This is a genomic window from Jatrophihabitans lederbergiae (assembly GCF_031845305.1).
Lineage (GTDB): Bacteria > Actinomycetota > Actinomycetes > Mycobacteriales > Jatrophihabitantaceae > Jatrophihabitans_A > Jatrophihabitans_A lederbergiae.
This window is the reverse complement of record NZ_JAVREH010000038.1, coordinates 1-15734: the sequence shown is the minus strand read 5'-3', so window position 1 is coordinate 15734 and position 15734 is coordinate 1. Positions and strand designations below refer to the sequence as shown.

Sequence of the window (15734 nt, the reverse complement as noted above, 5' to 3'; positions counted from 1 at the left end):
GAGGTGCGATTCGTCCGAGCCAGGGTGCAAGCCGGTGTGATGCGTCCGGCTCGAGCGGATGATCGCACTACGCCGTGACCGGCCACACCGGCCGCAGCGGACCAACCGCAGTTCCGAGTATGTCGGTTGCGGCCCTCCCCGCGGCAGCCAGGACTCCCCAGATGCAGGCGTCCAACAACGCCGGTGAGACCCGACCATGTCGCGCCCACCCCAGAAACGCGTCCTCGAACAATCCGTAGTCTCGCGGCAGCCGCCAGCGAGCATCGAAGATGCCCGCAGCGAGACCGGCGCGACGAATATGCACATCAATAATGGCGACCTCGTCGCTGGACAGGTGATTCCGTACCACCCAGCTCGCTGTCTTCGGACCGACGCCCGGAACATCGAGCAGCCAGTCCCTCAGCTGAAGCGGGTCGCGTGGCGCCACACCGGCTTCGAGGAAGTCGAGCGCCGCAGCAAGCCGATGCGCGCGCTGCTTCGGAAACCGGTAGCGGCGGAGTGATCCATCGACCCATAGAGGTGCCTGCAGCGCATGGAGCAGGGCCCGTTCGCGAGAATCGACCCGCTCAGGCCCACGCAGAAGGCCCGTGTCACGAACCCGTCTAAATGCCGCCGCCGATGTCGAAGCTGGCATCCCGAAGCCTCCCAGGATGCAGGCGGCCAGCTCCTCCTCCAGGCACCGGCCGAGTGTGTAGGAGTGAGGATTTCTGGCGTCGAGCGCCAGCTGAACCCAGTACGCCGCCGTGCCTAGCTGCCAGGACTGCCCCCACCACGCTCGCCGCGCCCCCGTTGATTGACCTCGGACAGTCCGCACGGGCAACTCAACGAGCGGACCACGCAAGGCATCCATTGCGACCTGTCGGGGTGCTCCCGCCCCAGCGACGGACCCCTCAATACCCGGCACCACAGGCACATGACTATCCATTCGATGTTCCCTCTGATTGGCGTGCCAACTGGTTCAATCGATGTCCAGGCATGCGGCGAGCCGGACGATGAGCGCGAAACCCGGGCTGGCCACCCGTCCTGACTCGATGCTGCGGATCGCATCCAAACTCACCCCAGCGACGCCCGCCATGTCGGGCGCACTCCACCCCTTCGACTCGCGTGCCCCACGCACTACGCGACCAAGCCTCTTACCGAATTCCGCTTCCTGCGGGCTCGTAGAGTGCCGGACCATGAGGTAAACATACATGTATGTTTACCTCATCAAAGGCGACACGGCACGCCGCCGTCTACCGTGAGCCCATGACCACCGTGTCCGTAACAAAAGTGGTGGAGTTCCACGCTGCTCACGTCCTCAGCTGGCACCCCGGACTGTGCTCTCGACTGCACGGGCACACCTACAAACTCGAAGTAAGCGTCGCCGGCCCGCTCAACGACCACGGCATCGTGGCCGACTTCGCAGACATCCGAGAGGTCATCAAGTCTCACGTCCTTGACCGACTCGACCATCGGATGCTTAACGACATCATCGACAACCCCACCGCCGAGAACGTTGCCGTCACCGTCTGGTGTTGGCTGCACGACGCCGGGCTGGCAACGAGCCAAGTTCGCCTATGGGAGACGTCAACGGCCTATGTCACAGTCGATGCAACCTCCTTCCGTGACGACGAGATCGCGCCGGGGCGCGCTCACGGACCGTCATGACAGCCCTCAGCAGTGAAACCACCAGCGGACGGCCGCACCTGCTTACCGTCAGCGAAATCTTCGGCCCAACAATCCAAGGTGAGGGGCCAGCCGTCGGACAACCAGCGGTATTCCTGCGGCTGGCAGGCTGCCACGTGGGCTGCGACTGGTGCGACACCCGGTACAGCTGGGACTATGCCAGCCCAACGGATGGTGGTGTCCGGCAGCACGGGGCGGCGGAACTGGCTGCCATGCTTGCCAATATCGGCTCCACGGAACATCTGCTCGTAGTAACCGGCGGAGAACCGCTGCTCCAACAGCGCGCGCTGCTCAATGCGCTCGCCCAACCTGCACTAGTTGGCCGCCGCATACACCTGGAGACCAGCGGGACGGTCGTACCGCTGTCCGGCCTGCTTGATCTGTTCGACCTAGCTGTCGTTAGCCCAAAGCTTGCACATAGCCGAGTGCCCCTCGAACGTCGAATCAACTCCGAGGCACTGGCCGCGTTCGGCGCCCGTGACTACAGCTGGTTCAAGTTCGTTGTTACGGGTCTGAACGACTTCGAGGAAGTCGCGTCGATAGTCAGCGAACACAACCTGTCGCGGGTGATGGTGATGGCCGAAGGCACTACAGCAGGAGACGTACAGGAACGGAGCCGCGCGATCGCAGGCCCAGCTGCCGAACGCGGATGGGGTGTGAGCCCGCGTTGGCACCTTGATTTATGGGGAAATGATCGCGGCCATTAGCACCCTTCGACGCGTAAGGCGCGCCTGGGCTATGAGCCGCCTGCGTAGTAGCGCAGGCTGGCCGCGTCAGTGTCGAATGTGTCAGCCAGCTGGGCTGCGTGGGCGGGGTCGAGCCCGCTTGGCATCACGCCGTTGTCGCGCACCAGCGCGGCGGCGGCCTCGAGATAGCGGGCGGCGCGGTTCAACAGTGCAGGCGGCGCCATCACGACCGGCTCGCCGATTCGCGTGACGCGGTCGCCGGTGACGTGATGGTCAGCGGTGAGTTGGCCGAGGGCGGACAGGGTCTGTGCCAGCTGGGCAGTGGTGGTCCGGACGTGGTCGAGGTCGTCGCGCTTGGCGAGTCTGAGCACGATCGCCTCGGACAGACCGGCGACACAGCGGCCCAGGACTGAAATCGGCAGCGCGGAAGTGCGGGCAGAGGCGAGCACATCCGCACCGGGAGCTTCGTCGGCCACCGTTACGACCATCGTGCGGGCCAGGTCGCGTAGGGCGTCGTCAGTCAGATAGCGGCGCGCCGTAGCCGGACTGATCCGCATGTTTGTGGCGACCCACTGCACGCGTTCCTGAATCAACTCGGCCGCGGACACTCGGGACGCGTCCATGCCGTAGTCCTCCAGCGATGCCAGCAGCACGTCAACCCGGCCATCCAGCCAGGTCGGTCGTCGACCCGCCACGTCATCCTCCCCAGCGCCACGCCAAGCGTGCCCGTCATACCCACGTCACGACAACTGCGACGGTTCCGCTCCGGGCAACTTCAAGATCGGTTCGGACCGAACACTCAGCGCTGCACGCTCAGCCGAGTCCCTAGTTCGTCGATACCATCGGTTGGGTCGCTGAAGCCAGCATCGACCATCATGGCCTCGATCGCGCCGACTATCACGCCGCCCGCGTCATTCGCGTCGAAGTCCGACCAGAGTTCAAAGCTGATGCCGAGGTCCATGCTGAGTTCGCGGGTGTGCTCACCCATCGGGGAGAAGTCAACGCGCCCGCTGATTGGGTTGGATCGTGACTGGCCGGCCACCATGCGTGGTGCCGTCAGGGTGATGCCGGTCAGGGAAGCCTGCGCGTCGGCCGGCAGGACGGGCGAGAGGGCATCGCCGGCGTCGCGGAGGGCGACGAGTCCGTCGGTGAGGAGTCGCCCGATGACGAGGATGCTGACCGGTTCGGCGACCGAGATACCGATGTCGAGAACAACGTGTGCTTCGCCTGCGTGGCTGAAGGCCGGCAGTGAGACACCCACGAAGCCGACGATTCCGCTACTGGCATCGCCGCCGAGTCGGTAAGCGGCGTGGTCACCAGTGAGATGGTCGTCGTTGGCGATTTGCCAATCACCGAGATGTTGTCTGCTCGTCGGGGCGCCGGTTTCATCGTCGGCGAGGACCGGCACGTGCTGGCGGGTGAGGGTACGCAGCGACCTCGACAGCTGGCTGCTGTCGAGACTGTCGATCACCGCTCGGTGAATGCGCGGGCCGAGTCGGTCCACGGTGTCGACCGTCGCCGGTCCGATCGTGGTGGCGACCCGCAGGCGCAGCAGCGGCTCAGTGCGCCACGTGTTGGGGTGGCCCTGGGGCGGCAAGAGGAACTGCGGACGGTACCGGACCGAACGGGCTGGGTCGGTTGAGCCCGACTGAGGTGGCACTGATGGCTGGGGTACCGCGCCGTCGGCAACGTCAGCGTCGAACGCTGCGGCGATGCCACGGATCGTCGCGGCCGCCTCCGGCTCGGTCAGCTGGGCCAGGCTGGTTCGGAACGCTGCGAGTCCGCCGCGCATGCGTTCAAGGCCAGCATGGCTCTCATCGTCGCGGGCGCAGCGGTCTCGAAGTCAGGTGCCGCACCCAAGGCCGGGCGAACGTATCTCGGCTGGCCGTGCAGCGCACGTAGTAGGTCATCGAGGTGGGGCCTGGTAAGCGCAGGGAGGGTGAAGCGCAGCAGGTTGTGCAGGGTCGCGGGCACCTCGCCGGTATCTGCGCCCGGGAGGTACACGAGCATGACACGCCGACGGAATTCCTCCCGGTCGCGTTGGTAGATGCCTTGCAGAGCGTCGGCTTCTTGGCTTGCTCCCGCGCCAACGCTCCGATCCTCAGTCCCATCGAAGCGTCGAGTCCAAGCCTGGGAGACGGCGAACAGGATGAAGTTCGCGCTCTCGATCGCTTGCGGCCCGTATCGAGTCCAGTCGGTGCCGGGCTCGGTGAGGTGATACAAGTCGAGATCGGTGTCGACGCCGTGAATCGTCAGCGCACCGGCGAACTGGGCGACGGTCTCGGCCCAGTCCTCACGCTGAGTCTGGGTCCAGCCGGCGCCGCTGTGTGCCCAGGTGACGAAGGCAGTCGGTGGTTGCGGAGTCATCGGAACCGATGCTACGGACCCTCGCAGCCGCGTCCATGAGGACTCGCGCGCCGCCGTGGTCGGTCGTGCTTCGGGGAGCCCTTGGCTCTACGGTCATGTCATGACGCCCAAGACGCAGCTGTCCGTGTCGTTGAACTTGGGCGCCGAGGTCGGTTTGGACGTGCTCGCTAAAGCGGTCGAGGATCTGAACACTGTTTGCCAGTTTGGGGCCAGCCTTCAGGATGGGGTCTCTCGCAGCACCGCCCTCCGCGAGGTGCTTCGTGAGCCCGGGCGTTGGTTGTCGAACTATCCGGAGCTTTTTGACCCGTATCTATCTCGGAGCGGCTACGTTGCCGCGGCGCTCCTCGGAGGCGCGGGCGGGGGCACGTCGCGGGCGGTGGAGCGCGCGGTGGCGAGCTACCTGCGGGAGTTTGATCTCGAGACAGACAGCGACGTCTTCGTGGCCGGCCTCAGGTACGAAAACCCCCTGACCGGAGAGCTGATAGTCGCGGCCGGCGGGGTCATTGAGACCCTGCTTCTCATTCTCGGCAACTGGGCATCGGTCCGACGTACCTACGCCGCCCGAGGACGCAGCGCCATTGCCCAGGCACGAATCGATGAAGCCCGAGCCGCGGACTACGAAGATCAGGTCAGGTCACGCAGAGAGGTACGCGCAATCGTGGTTGGCGAGATCGCTTCCGGGCAGTACAGCCTTCGACCTGATCAAATCGACAGCCTGCTCGACGACACGGTGGCGAGCGCTATGAATCGACTCGGGAGTGCAGACGTCGATGTGCAGCGGCCGATCGCCGAGGAGGATGACTTGGTCGACGGGCAGTAGCTCCCAAGTTCGGCCGAGCGGGCCCCCTGATTGTCGGTGCCCGGGAAGGCATGATGACCGCATGTCGATCGTGGACCGGGTCGCGGACGCTGACCTGCTGTGGCATTACGGCCGACGCGAGGGCGCACTTCTGAACGTGCTCGTTGCGGTCAGCGCCACCGCCCGCCGCACGTTCCCGAATGTCCGAGGCGACAGAGCGGCTTTCGAGGCCTTCATGAAGACCACCCACGGTTGGACAATCGCCGTCGAACATCGTGGCGTCCCCGTCGACATGGACAGCCTGTTCTACACGTGGCTGCGGTGCGAACTGGTCCACGTCGGCTCGCTGCCACCCGACCTGCGGATCGATGACCAGTTCACCGACCCCGACGCCTGCGGTGTTCGAGCTGGCGGCGCCCCGGACTACACAGTGCTGCTGAGTCCCGGGTGGTATCAGTTCTTTGCCGACGCGGTTCGTAGCGCCCCAGCCAACAGCGAGCTGCGCTTCCATCCACCACGCCCGCCAAGAATCACGTCGAACACTCGCCGCTCCAAACCACATCGTTAGCCAGGGGCTAAAGCTGGAACGGGGCACTGGCACCCGCGAGCAGCGCATGCAGTCGATCAGACGCTCGCCAGGTCGCCACCGCTGGATCAAGACTCGTCGCGGACGAGAGCCCCTCGATAACGTCGCCGTAGCCCAGTTTCTCTGCGGCGGCCTTGACGTACTCCCAGATGCTCACACCATGAGTGGCCGCTTCATACCAACACAATCCGACCGGGAAACGGTCGACGTGATCGGGCAGGGCCCGTCGAGCATCCGGTGTCGGGTGCCCACCCATCTCGCAGTGCCTGCCGTAGTCGGTACCGCGGAAGCGACCGGCCGAACGGGCGCGTAGCTGCCCAGGCTGCCATCTCCGTCTACGTTCCTGCGGAGTCGACCGAAGCCAGTTCGCCGCCTCCGGTTCGTCTTCGACGAAAGCCCATGCCAGATACTCGACCTCGACGAGCTGCCGGATCAGCGCCAACGCCGCGTAGCGGTTCCCCAACGGCAACAACACAGCAACCCCGCCGAGAAGCTCTGCACCCACCTGAGCGACGGTCGCGAGCCCGACCGTCGCGTCGCTACCGAACGCGAACGGACTCTCACCGCGACCCGATCCGGGCCAACCATGTAGCCCCCGACCCACAGGACCCGTGGCCTGACCCCGGTTGGTTGATCCAGGTGGTGTGAGAGTCTTGCCGCCCACGATGTGGGCAGGAAGGCTCGATGACGATGACGACGAGGAAGCGACACAGTCCGGAGCAGGTCGTGCGCAAGCTGGCGCAGGCTGATCGGATGCTGGGCGAGGGCAAGGACGTCGCCGACGTGTGCCGCGAGCTGCAGGTCGCCGAGCAGACGTACTACCGCTGGCGTAACCAGTTCGGTGGGCTCAAGGCCGACGACGCGAAACGGCTCAAGGATCTCGAGCGGGAGAACTCCACGCTCAAGCGGCTGCTGGCCGACGCCGAGCTGGAGAAGGCGGCGCTGAAGGAGATCGCCCGGGGAAACTTCTAAGCCCGGAACGCCGGCGGGCGGCCGTTGCTCACCTCATCGCCACGATGGGGTTGAGTGAGCGGTTCGCCTGCCGGGTCACCGGGCAGAACCGAACAACGCAGCGACGAGAGCCCGTGGGTACCACCGTGGGCGACCCGGACGCCGGGCTGCGGACCTGGCTTCGTCAGTACGCCAAGGACCATCCTCGGCGAGGGTTCCGCCCGGCGTATCACGATGCCCGCGGCGAGGGGTGGACCGTGAACCACAAGAAGGTCCAGCGGCTGTGGCGCGAGGAAGGCCTGCGGGTGCCGCAGCGCCGCCGACGCAAACGCCTCGGCACGTCTACAGCACCCGACAGACCGAAGGCCGATGCGGCGAACGCCGTGTGGGCGGTGGACTTCCAGTTCGACGCCACCACCGACGGCCGCCCGATCAAGATCGTGTCCATCGTCGACGAGCACACCCGCGAATGCCTCGGCGGCCTGGTGGAACGCTCGATCACCGCAGACGTCCTCATCGACGAACTCGACTGCATCGCCACCACCCGCGGCTATCCGGCGGTGCTGCGTTGCGACAACGGCCCAGAGTTCGCGTGCGATGCGATGGCCGACTGGGCCGGCGAACGCGTCGGACTGTCCTTCATCCCACCGGGCGAGCCGTGGCGCAACGGCTACGTCGAGTCGTTTAACTCCCGGGTCCGCGACGAATGCCTCAACATCAACATCTTCTGGTCACTCGCCCAGGCCAGGGTCGTGATCAGCGACTGGAAGGAGGACTACAACCACCGCCGACGACACAGCTCCCTCGGCTACCAGGCACCAGCCGACTACGCTGCAGCCTGCACCCACTGATAACCGACTCTCACAAACCGTGGATCAGTTCTCGGGTCCGGCCACCCGGCCAACCTCGGCGAGCCCCAGCCCCAACGCCGAACAGCACGCAACCCGCGCCGCTTGACCACTGGCATCGTTGAGCGCGGTCGCCAGCTCTTGCTCGTCCGTATGCTCCATCGGACTAGCGTCGCACCCGCGGTCTGTTGCTCGCACGACACCACTCGCCTGTCGAGCTCGACAATCGCGCGACGCCCTCTGGCATGGCGACAACTGACCAAGTCGGGCGGGAGGCCGCTATTCCCTCGGAGGAGTGGGAGCGGTCAGCAACGGGACCAAGTAAGCGTCCGCGTGCATACCGCGTGCCAGCAGGCCGAGCAGTCGCTGTGCCACCATCCCCGGGTTCTTCATCAGTTCAGTGAGACTGACACGCGCCGTGCCCGTGTACTCCCGCGCGTCATAGGGGTTGCCAATCAGCCCGAGTGTCAGGGTGCGGGGTGTCCGGGCGTTGGGCAGGGCCCGCGCGCCGAACAGATTGCTCACGGTGACTCCGATGTCCCAGCTCGCGGCGTGTCCTGTTGCCTCGGAGAGCAATACGGCACAACTCATCAGCCCACGCATCATCGACGCCACGACCTCGAGGTACACCCCGGTGAAGCCGACTCCATTGTAGTTCTGGTTGGCTTCGCCGACCTTGCCGGCGAACAGCCAGACGAGTCCGGATTCGTCAATGTCCAGGTCGACGTTCCACCACTCCGGTGTCGACTCCGCCGGGCTACCAGGCTGACGGGCGGTGAGCCGGGCACCAGTCGATGTCTTCTCCTGATGCGCGAGCCCACCAAGCGGCCCGTCGACCGACGGTGTCAGGTAGAGCCTGCCTAGCGCCTCCAGTGTGGCCGGGTCGTTGGCTACCTGGCGGCGAAGCGTGTTCAGCCGCTGCTCCCATCCTTGGTCACCCACAAGTGCCCGACACATCTCGGGCCAGCCGCCGACCGGGCGAGCGGCGGCGTAGAGCTGTGGAGTCTCAGATTCGATCGAGGCACGGTAGGCCCGCAGACGCTGCAACTCCTCCTGGACGCCGACCGACCACGACGCCCGGCGCGCAAACAGCCGTTCGACCTCAGGATCGGGCAGACGTCGTTTGGTCTTGTCACCGCGCCCGTAGTAGGCGCCCTCGACCTGATGAGGCGCCAACGGTGACGCCGGGACATGCACGATCACGTAACCCATTCCCGCGTTCTGCGCGGCGACCGTGCTGCATTCAATCTGGAGGGGCGGCTGAGCGCGGGTCGCGGCGACTTGCTCGATCCGCTCGCACAGACCCCGCAACGCCACTGGGTGCAGCGGATCACCACCCGGCTGATCCTCATCGATCCCGATGATCAAGCTGCCACCGTCGACAGCGAGGGATGCCAGATCTCGAGCGAGTTCGAGATTCGCCGCCTTGCCGTCGCCAAGCAGCTTCTTCAGCTCACACCAGTTCCGCTCGTCCAGCAGACCATCGCCGAAGGCGGTCAGCAGCCCTGCCTCATCGACAGGTAGCCATCGACGACGCAACGCGTGTTGATCCACGGCTCAATGATCCACGACGCCCCCGACAACGACGACCAAGATCGCCGCCCTCTTCGCGCTCCCCAGCTGCCTACGATCAGGCAAACCTCGAACGGGTCGAGTCGAGGAGACGCATGACCTAGCCCAACGATCCAAGAACACACCGATCGAGGCGGACAAGGTCACTCTTGCTCCGCACGACCGCGCGCATCCTCGTCACCGACACGGCCGGCAGCAGCAAGAGAGCTGACTGTCCGGCGGTGAAGGGCACCCGGGAGGAGCGCGTGCGGCGATACCTGAACCTGGCCTCGACCACGGATCTGGGCGACGGCCTCGACGTCAAGGACCCGTCGACGAGGCGCCTGGGTCGAGCTGGAACACGGTATCGACGGACCCGGTGCCTGACTGCAAGATGAGCTGAGCCGCCGTCGATGCAGGGGCAGGAGCGGTCTCGCCTGGTCCTCAGAGGCCCGACGGTTCGTATCTGCCGTGCGCGCAGAATGTCACAAAGGTCGCGTAACTCCACCGACCTGATCAGCCTCTTCAAATACGATTCGGCGTCACCGACTCGAGCAGCTCCCTTGCGCGGCGTCACGATCCGCATCATGGCGTGCGAGCCGCGCGACCTCTGCCGCCAACTCCAGCGACAATGTCCTGACGGCACGCCGAGCGAACGGGGGCACGTTGACGTCGACCGCCGAAACGGACTCGCGCGTTGCCGCAGTGGGGCAGCACCTAGCTTTGGGCGGCGTCGTCGTGGTCGGTGCAGGCATCTCGATCAGTGCCAGATTCCCAATGACCGTGGGTCTCAACACCTTGTTATGGGACGCTCTAGATGCCGACGCCCCAGCTCGGGCCGAGATGGCCGCAGCTCTGGGGCGACCCGACCAGCCCGCGAAGCAACTCGTCGGCGACACCTGGGAGACTGCGCAGCTTGCATGGAAGGCCGTCTCGGGCAGTGTCGCAGCACTCGGCAGGTTCCAATACCAGTTCTCACGTCTGGACACGGAGCGCTCCAGCAGGCCGTCACCCGGTCATGAGGCGCTTGCCCGCTTGATCCATGCAGGCATAGTCGAATGCGTCGTTTCCCTCAACTGGGACACTGCACTCGAACAGGCCTACCGGCGTCTTTACGGCGTGCCACTTCCGCCGGGTGTGCTGTTCAAGCCGCATGGCGATGCCGCTCGACCCAAGACGCCCTGGACGCTTCCGCACGAGTCGGGGCTGATCCCACTTGAGCTCAAGGAAGCAATGGATCGGCTCGCTGATGCTCACGCCCGCACGCTGCTGATCATCGGCTATTCGGAACGAGACCGGACTGTCGTCGAGGACCTGATCGGGCCGGTGGACGAGACCTGGCGCACGGTTCGCGTCGGCCCCACTGCTGCCGGCGCGGGCGATCTCCAAATGAGCGCTGAGGATGCGCTGCCCCTGCTGGCCGGCGAGTACGCGAAGCAGGAGGACAAGGCCGCTTGGCACACGGTTACCTACCAAGGCAGCCGCGACATTCGGGCAGCACTTCGAGGCGAGCGGCTTAGCCCCAGCGATGTGGACGCGTGTCCGCGCCTGGCCGAGGTCGATCTACTGGTGCGTGCGTTGCGGGCAGATCACGCCGTCGTCGTGAATGGTCCCACGGGCACTGGCAAGTCGATCTCTGCATATCAGGCATTGCGGGAACTGGCCGATGCAGGTTTCGAGACCCTTCGACTGCGCGATGACGCACGCACTCGAGGGCTGAGCTCGTGGCTTGATGACTTGCGTTGGTTTCCACGGCCAAAAGTCCTGCTGGTGGACGACGCGCAGGATCTGCCGCCGGATACGGTGCGTGAGCTGACAGAACACGCAGACGCCGACACCCTCATTCTGGTGGTCGGGGTCGACCATATCGCTGGAGGGGTCCGGACTCTACGGCTCGGCGCTAAGGCGGCGGTCTCCAGGCTGGCGGAGTGGGTGCGTGACGAGCGCACAACGCTGTTCCCGTTGATCAGCGACCTGGACGATCAGGTCGGCTCGTACCCGCGGGACATCCACTTCGATCGCCGCATAGACGTGGCGGAGAACGAAGACGGGGCGTGGCAGTTCTTCTATACGCTCACGGGCGGCTGGAGACGCATGCGGCGTGATGCGATCGAGCTGCGCGACGTTGCACGTGCTGATCTCGCGCTCATGGCGATCGCCGCGGCACAGATCGCCGGTGTCGACGCGGGCGTTGATCGGACGACGCTTGCTGGTCTCGCGGCCGAGATGGGCCGGGGTAGCGCTTGGATCGATTCCTCGTTAGAAGAGTTGAAGACGAGGCGACTCGTGCTGGAATCGGACGGGCGATTCCGCTGTGCTCACTTGCAGTCTGCCTACGCGGTCCTGTCCTGGATGCTGCACCCGATTCCGTGGAACAGCCCAGCGTCAGCGCGCCCGGGCGTTCCACCCATCGCCTCAGCCGTGGCACCGGCTCCTCGGCCGCCCACAGTCACTCCAACATCCGTCGGTTCGGCGAGTCGCGTGGATCTGCCTGACGCAGAGGTAAAGGCGGATCGCGAGGTCACCTGCAAACTGATCGCGTTTCTCCTCGATTCTCCAACGACTCCCTTGCGTGGACTCTCGTGGCTCGCTGGCCGAGGCGTCCTTGGAAACGAGCGATCCGTACTACGGTGGCAGCAGGTACTCGGTCCCGAGCGAGACGCGAAGCTCGCCGAACGCGCGCTCGCGACGCCAGCAACTGGTGATGTCGCCGCAGCAGCGCAACTCCTTGCCGACACCCTCGCCTATTCGGATGACAGCTCGCTCATCAACAAGCTGAAAGCGTACGAACCTCGCGTGCGCGAGTGGTACGCGAACATCGCTCCCGAAAATGCATGGGCGCTCGGCGACCTCGTCAACAGCCTCCAGCGTCCCGACGAGGAGTATGCGCGTGAAGTCGCGTCGTACGCGCACCCGGAACGGCTTGCCCTGCTAGTCCTTGATGGCGGATGGCCCCACACCTATTCGACGGGGCACGCACTCGATCGGCTATGCAATACAGGTGGGCCGGAGGTGCGGGCGGCGATCAGCCCGCACCTCAACCATGAGTCGTACCAGCAGATGTTCAAGAACGGCGACCCGGAGTTTTGGCGAGCTGTGAGCCTGATTGCCGATCTAGTGTCGGTCGACTACAAGCTCGCGACGAACCTGCTTGAGGGATCAGCCGACCGTTTAGCTCGCCAATTCGGGGCAGACCCTGTTCGCCTGTGGAACGACATGACCTCGCTCGTCATTCGCCTCGGTTATGGGCCCCGTTTTCTCCGAGGATCTAGACGGCCACCTACGGAAGTAACCCGTGCGCTCAAAGCGTTCGTCGGCGCTCTTGACCGGCAACGGATCGCGGACACGATCGCTGGACCGGCGGACCAGTGGGGCCAGCTGAACTTCGAGTCGTTCGTCTACTTTCTATCCGAGGTAGGCCTTCCCGTCTTCAATGACGTCGTCGATCGCGTCGATATGGGGCGGTTCGAGGCATCGGTGCGGACTACGCCTCAGCAGTCACAGAAAACGGCATTCGCTGTTGCCGCGCTCCTGCACGCCCGCCGGCGTGCCGAAGTACACGCAATCCTCGATCGGCTGGAACCCGTCATGGACGAACTTGACCCCTACGTCGCCTGGATTGCCCCTGATATCGCATCCCGGGCCCTTCGTCGAGGACTCCCGTTGGATCTGGGCCTGGATCAGCAACACTGGGACGCTGCCGCCGAAGTGCTCAACTCGCTCCACAAGCATGACCCGACGATCGCAGCCGAAGTCGCCGCCTCGAACGCGGAACGGATGGCGATCGGTCTCGCAGCCACCAACTTCCACAACCCTTGGGAAGGCCTACGTCACTGGACCGCTGTCTGCGATGAAGTTGTTCCTGGGCTTCTCGACAAGGTGATCGCTCGTTTGCCTGAGGGAGCGGTGTCAGGCTGGGATCGTGGCCTTCGACGGCCCGAGAAGCATCACACGTCTCGCCGCCGTGACATCGCGCCACTAGTCCGACGTGCTGTGCGGCTTGGCGGGCACGTCCAACTCGAAGCAACCGCACTGTTACGACGTTTCCCGGCCGCCGCACGCAGAGCCTGACAGTCGGTCGACGTAGAGCTGTTGGCCGACACATCGTAGCGACCCAGTCCGGATCGAGGCACCGTGACCCGGCGCGGGCTGCCGACCAGCGCGTGATCATCGCCGGCATGGTCCCCCTGACCGTCTGGCGCTGCAACACATCGGCCTCGACCGAGGAGAACCGGTTAGGACCTGGTCGAGGCGCAGGCGACCACGAAGTGCCCTCATCCCGTTGCCTACGATCCTGCTCAGCCGGCGATCCAGTATTTGCTGGCCAACCTGGAGGGGTTCCTGGGCCGACCACCACCGAGCTCAGGCGCCTCGAGCTGATCCAGGGTCTCGCACACGCCACGACACAGAGCTCGACGGATAGATGCTGCGAGGAATGACGATGCGCTACTCGCACGGAGACCTGATGACGTGTACCCAGGTCCGATGATTCGCGGGTCAGGGCAAGCGCCGGTACCTGACCTTGGGGTTGTCGACATCGAGAGCTGCGTTGACGACAGCCTTCGCCCACCGATCTTGCAGACCCTCCAACAGGCGCTGCTCAACTTCGAGGGCCACGTGGGAGTAGGTCTGCTGGATCTTGTCGTGCAGGATATGGCCGAGCCGGCGTGATTGGGCGATCTCGGGCACCAGGTCGGCGATCATCCAGGTCTTGTGGCTGTGCCGCAGCCCGTGGAAGGTTAGGCCGGGCTTGACCGGGTCGGTCAGGACAGTCAGGCGCTGGCGCGGCGGAGTGAACTTGGCCCGCCGCTCTAGGTCGCCGGTGTTGCCGTCGGCGGCGGGGCGCATGCAGCGGCGGGCGAAGTTGGAGCGCCGGTGCCAGTGCCCATCGGGGGTGACGAAAACAAAGTCGGAGTCGACATCATGCAGGTGCCAGTTCAGCAGCGGGATGAGGAACTCGGGCAGGCTGATGGTGCGGGCGGATCCGGCGTTCTTGGGCGGGCCGAGCCACAGCTGGCCGTGGGCGCCCTCGTGCAGGGAACCGACATCCGGGTCGATGACGACGCAGCCATCGCCGAGGTGCAGGTTGTCGCGGTGCAGGCCGGCGAGCTCGCCCCAGCGGGCGCCGGTCCAGGCCGCGGTGACGATCAGCATGGCCCCGTACGGGTCGTAGCAAGCGGCAGCTTGGTCGGCAATCGCCAGGACCTCGTCGGGGCTGGCCCAGATCTGCTCGCTGGGCCGGGTGGTGTGGGCGCGCCCGCGGCGGCGGGGTTGGACCGGGTTGTAGGCGATCAGCCGCTCGGCGACGGCGTCGGCCATGATCATGGTGAACAGCTTGAGGATGCTGGAGACCGTAGCCGGGGCGAGCGGGCGGCGCCGGAGTTCCTTAGTCCACGCGGCGACCTGGATACCGGAGACGGCCGACAGGGCGGTGCTACCCCAGCGCAGGAGGATGTGGTTGCGCAGCATGCCCCGGTAACCCTCTTCGGTGCGGATGCTGACATCGATAGCGGGCAGCCAGTCCCGCACCCAATCGGCAACGGTCGTCTTGCCGGCGGCGGGGTCGATGAAGGTGCCGGCGCGCTGGTCGGACTCCATGTCGGCGGCGTGCTGGTCGGCGGCGGTCTTGGTGCTGAACCCGCTGACCGAGCCGAGGGTGCCGTCGTCTTTCCAGTAGCGCACCCGCCATGCGGTGCGGCTGCTCTTCTCTACCCAAGCCATGCCGTGTCCTCCCCCGTTCTTTCCGTCTGACCGTCGTTTCTCGCGGCTGGTCGTCTATGAACGCTCTGTCTGCGGCGGAGATCAAGTCCACGCGCCATCCAGTGGTGCCGTGCCGGGTTTAGCGGTGGCCGCGTCGCCGACGGAGCTGCAGCACCGGCTGCGACCCGCCGGCCGTTATCGCGGCGAGGTCGGCCGCGCTGAAGCGCAGGTGCTTGCCGACGAGCGTGCACGGGATCAGGCGGCGGCCGGCCTTGCGGCGCAACCACGACTCGGGCACCGCCAGCAGCTCGGCCGCGGCGGCCGGCGTGTACAGCAGCGGCGCACTGCCCTCCTCACCTGACACCCCGCCCAGGGGCGCCGCGTCGATTCGGCCGGTCCCGGCCGGTGTCCTCACGCGGCGTCCCGGAATGATGCAGTTGCTTCAGCAGCGGTGAGTACGACATCACCCGGGTTCGTTCGGTTGCGAGTTGGGCTTGAGTGCCGCTTCTTCGGCAGGAACCGAGTGTCTGGCTGGTGGGACATGCGGCTGCTCCGTTGCGATAGTTCTTCGGAATTTGTGA

Annotated in this window: 16 protein-coding genes; 6 read left to right on the top strand and 10 right to left on the bottom strand. The window is 65.5% G+C overall.

Annotated features, from left to right (window positions below):
• Window positions 1–67: 67 nt before the first annotated feature.
• Window positions 68–634, bottom strand: a complete 567-nt coding sequence (locus RM423_RS25820) for an 8-oxoguanine DNA glycosylase (RefSeq protein ID WP_396327788.1) — start codon at window positions 632–634, stop codon at window positions 68–70.
• A gap of 324 nt (window positions 635–958) precedes the next feature.
• A complete protein-coding gene (locus RM423_RS18685) occupies window positions 959–1177 on the bottom strand; it encodes a helix-turn-helix domain-containing protein (RefSeq protein ID WP_311424580.1) in 219 nt (72 codons plus the stop codon).
• A gap of 68 nt (window positions 1178–1245) precedes the next feature.
• Between RM423_RS18685 and queD the strand changes: the two genes are divergently transcribed.
• The gene (gene queD, locus RM423_RS18680; protein WP_311424560.1) at window positions 1246–1647 is read left to right on the top strand and encodes a 6-carboxytetrahydropterin synthase QueD; all 402 of its coding nucleotides are present in this window, start codon (window positions 1246–1248) and stop codon (window positions 1645–1647) included.
• Window positions 1644–2372: a 7-carboxy-7-deazaguanine synthase QueE gene (locus RM423_RS18675; RefSeq protein WP_311424559.1), complete on the top strand. Its 729-nt coding sequence runs from the start codon at window positions 1644–1646 to the stop codon at window positions 2370–2372. Before queD ends, RM423_RS18675 begins: the two co-directional genes overlap by 4 nt.
• A gap of 29 nt (window positions 2373–2401) precedes the next feature.
• Here the strand turns inward: RM423_RS18675 and RM423_RS18670 are convergent, their stop codons facing one another.
• The 3 genes from RM423_RS18670 to RM423_RS18660 form a co-directional block, all read right to left on the bottom strand.
• Window positions 2402–3046: a hypothetical protein gene (locus RM423_RS18670; RefSeq protein ID WP_311424558.1), complete on the bottom strand. Its 645-nt coding sequence runs from the start codon at window positions 3044–3046 to the stop codon at window positions 2402–2404.
• A gap of 104 nt (window positions 3047–3150) precedes the next feature.
• Window positions 3151–4143, bottom strand: coding sequence for a hypothetical protein (locus RM423_RS18665; protein ID WP_311424557.1), 993 nt, complete (start codon window positions 4141–4143; stop codon window positions 3151–3153).
• Window positions 4098–4718, bottom strand: coding sequence for an SEFIR domain-containing protein (locus RM423_RS18660; RefSeq protein ID WP_311424556.1), 621 nt, complete (start codon window positions 4716–4718; stop codon window positions 4098–4100). Before RM423_RS18660 ends, RM423_RS18665 begins: the two co-directional genes overlap by 46 nt.
• Window positions 4719–4818: 100 nt before the next feature.
• Here RM423_RS18660 and RM423_RS18655 point away from each other — a divergent pair, with 100 nt between their 5' ends.
• Complete coding sequence (locus RM423_RS18655) at window positions 4819–5538, top strand: hypothetical protein (RefSeq protein WP_311424555.1); 720 nt, start codon at window positions 4819–4821, stop codon at window positions 5536–5538.
• 61 nt (window positions 5539–5599) lie between these two features.
• Entirely contained in the window at window positions 5600–6085 is a 486-nt protein-coding gene (locus RM423_RS18650) for a hypothetical protein (RefSeq protein WP_311424554.1), read from the top strand.
• 7 nt (window positions 6086–6092) lie between these two features.
• On the opposite strand, the gene RM423_RS18645 is transcribed toward RM423_RS18650, so the two are convergent.
• On the bottom strand, window positions 6093–6608 hold the full coding sequence (locus RM423_RS18645) for a hypothetical protein (RefSeq protein ID WP_311424553.1): 516 nt from the start codon (window positions 6606–6608) through the stop codon (window positions 6093–6095).
• A gap of 185 nt (window positions 6609–6793) precedes the next feature.
• Here RM423_RS18645 and RM423_RS18640 point away from each other — a divergent pair.
• Window positions 6794–7905 (top strand): IS3 family transposase gene (locus tag RM423_RS18640; protein WP_311424579.1). Its coding sequence is split into 2 segments (ribosomal slippage): window positions 6794–7061 and window positions 7061–7905, totalling 1113 coding nucleotides; the frame shifts between segments, so codons are not numbered across the junction.
• Between the two features lie 24 nt (window positions 7906–7929).
• Here the strand turns inward: RM423_RS18640 and RM423_RS18635 are convergent.
• Both RM423_RS18635 and RM423_RS18630 read right to left on the bottom strand, forming a co-directional pair.
• The gene (locus RM423_RS18635) at window positions 7930–8064 is read right to left on the bottom strand and encodes a hypothetical protein (RefSeq protein WP_311424552.1); all 135 of its coding nucleotides are present in this window, start codon (window positions 8062–8064) and stop codon (window positions 7930–7932) included.
• A 117-nt stretch (window positions 8065–8181) separates the two neighbouring features.
• Window positions 8182–9456, bottom strand: a complete 1275-nt coding sequence (locus RM423_RS18630; RefSeq protein WP_311424551.1) for an AlbA family DNA-binding domain-containing protein — start codon at window positions 9454–9456, stop codon at window positions 8182–8184.
• A gap of 663 nt (window positions 9457–10119) precedes the next feature.
• Here RM423_RS18630 and RM423_RS18625 point away from each other — a divergent pair.
• Window positions 10120–13524 carry a hypothetical protein gene (locus RM423_RS18625; protein WP_311424550.1) on the top strand — a complete coding sequence of 1135 codons (3405 nt, stop codon included), beginning with the start codon at window positions 10120–10122 and terminating at the stop codon, window positions 13522–13524.
• Between the two features lie 426 nt (window positions 13525–13950).
• Here RM423_RS18625 and RM423_RS18620 read toward each other — a convergent pair whose 3' ends face one another.
• Together RM423_RS18620 and RM423_RS18615 are read right to left on the bottom strand one after the other, a co-directional pair.
• Entirely contained in the window at window positions 13951–15174 is a 1224-nt protein-coding gene (locus RM423_RS18620; RefSeq protein ID WP_311424549.1) for a tyrosine-type recombinase/integrase, read from the bottom strand.
• A 118-nt stretch (window positions 15175–15292) separates the two neighbouring features.
• Window positions 15293–15568, bottom strand: coding sequence for a helix-turn-helix domain-containing protein (locus tag RM423_RS18615; protein WP_311424548.1), 276 nt, complete (start codon window positions 15566–15568; stop codon window positions 15293–15295).
• Between the last annotated feature and the right edge of the window lie 166 nt (window positions 15569–15734).

What these genes read in the sequence shown, in the direction of transcription:
- RM423_RS25820 (WP_396327788.1), bottom strand. Translation starts at nt 634, where the DNA reads ATGCCAGCTTCGACATCGGCGGCGGCATTTAGACGGGTTCGTGACACG.
- RM423_RS18685 (WP_311424580.1), bottom strand. Translation starts at nt 1,177, where the DNA reads ATGGTCCGGCACTCTACGAGCCCGCAGGAAGCGGAATTCGGTAAGAGG.
- queD (WP_311424560.1), top strand. Translation starts at nt 1,246, where the DNA reads ATGACCACCGTGTCCGTAACAAAAGTGGTGGAGTTCCACGCTGCTCAC.
- RM423_RS18675 (WP_311424559.1), top strand. Translation starts at nt 1,644, where the DNA reads ATGACAGCCCTCAGCAGTGAAACCACCAGCGGACGGCCGCACCTGCTT.
- RM423_RS18665 (WP_311424557.1), bottom strand. Translation starts at nt 4,143, where the DNA reads ATGCGCGGCGGACTCGCAGCGTTCCGAACCAGCCTGGCCCAGCTGACC.
- RM423_RS18660 (WP_311424556.1), bottom strand. Translation starts at nt 4,718, where the DNA reads ATGACTCCGCAACCACCGACTGCCTTCGTCACCTGGGCACACAGCGGC.
- RM423_RS18655 (WP_311424555.1), top strand. Translation starts at nt 4,819, where the DNA reads ATGACGCCCAAGACGCAGCTGTCCGTGTCGTTGAACTTGGGCGCCGAG.
- RM423_RS18650 (WP_311424554.1), top strand. Translation starts at nt 5,600, where the DNA reads ATGTCGATCGTGGACCGGGTCGCGGACGCTGACCTGCTGTGGCATTAC.
- RM423_RS18635 (WP_311424552.1), bottom strand. Translation starts at nt 8,064, where the DNA reads ATGGAGCATACGGACGAGCAAGAGCTGGCGACCGCGCTCAACGATGCC.
- RM423_RS18620 (WP_311424549.1), bottom strand. Translation starts at nt 15,174, where the DNA reads ATGGCTTGGGTAGAGAAGAGCAGCCGCACCGCATGGCGGGTGCGCTAC.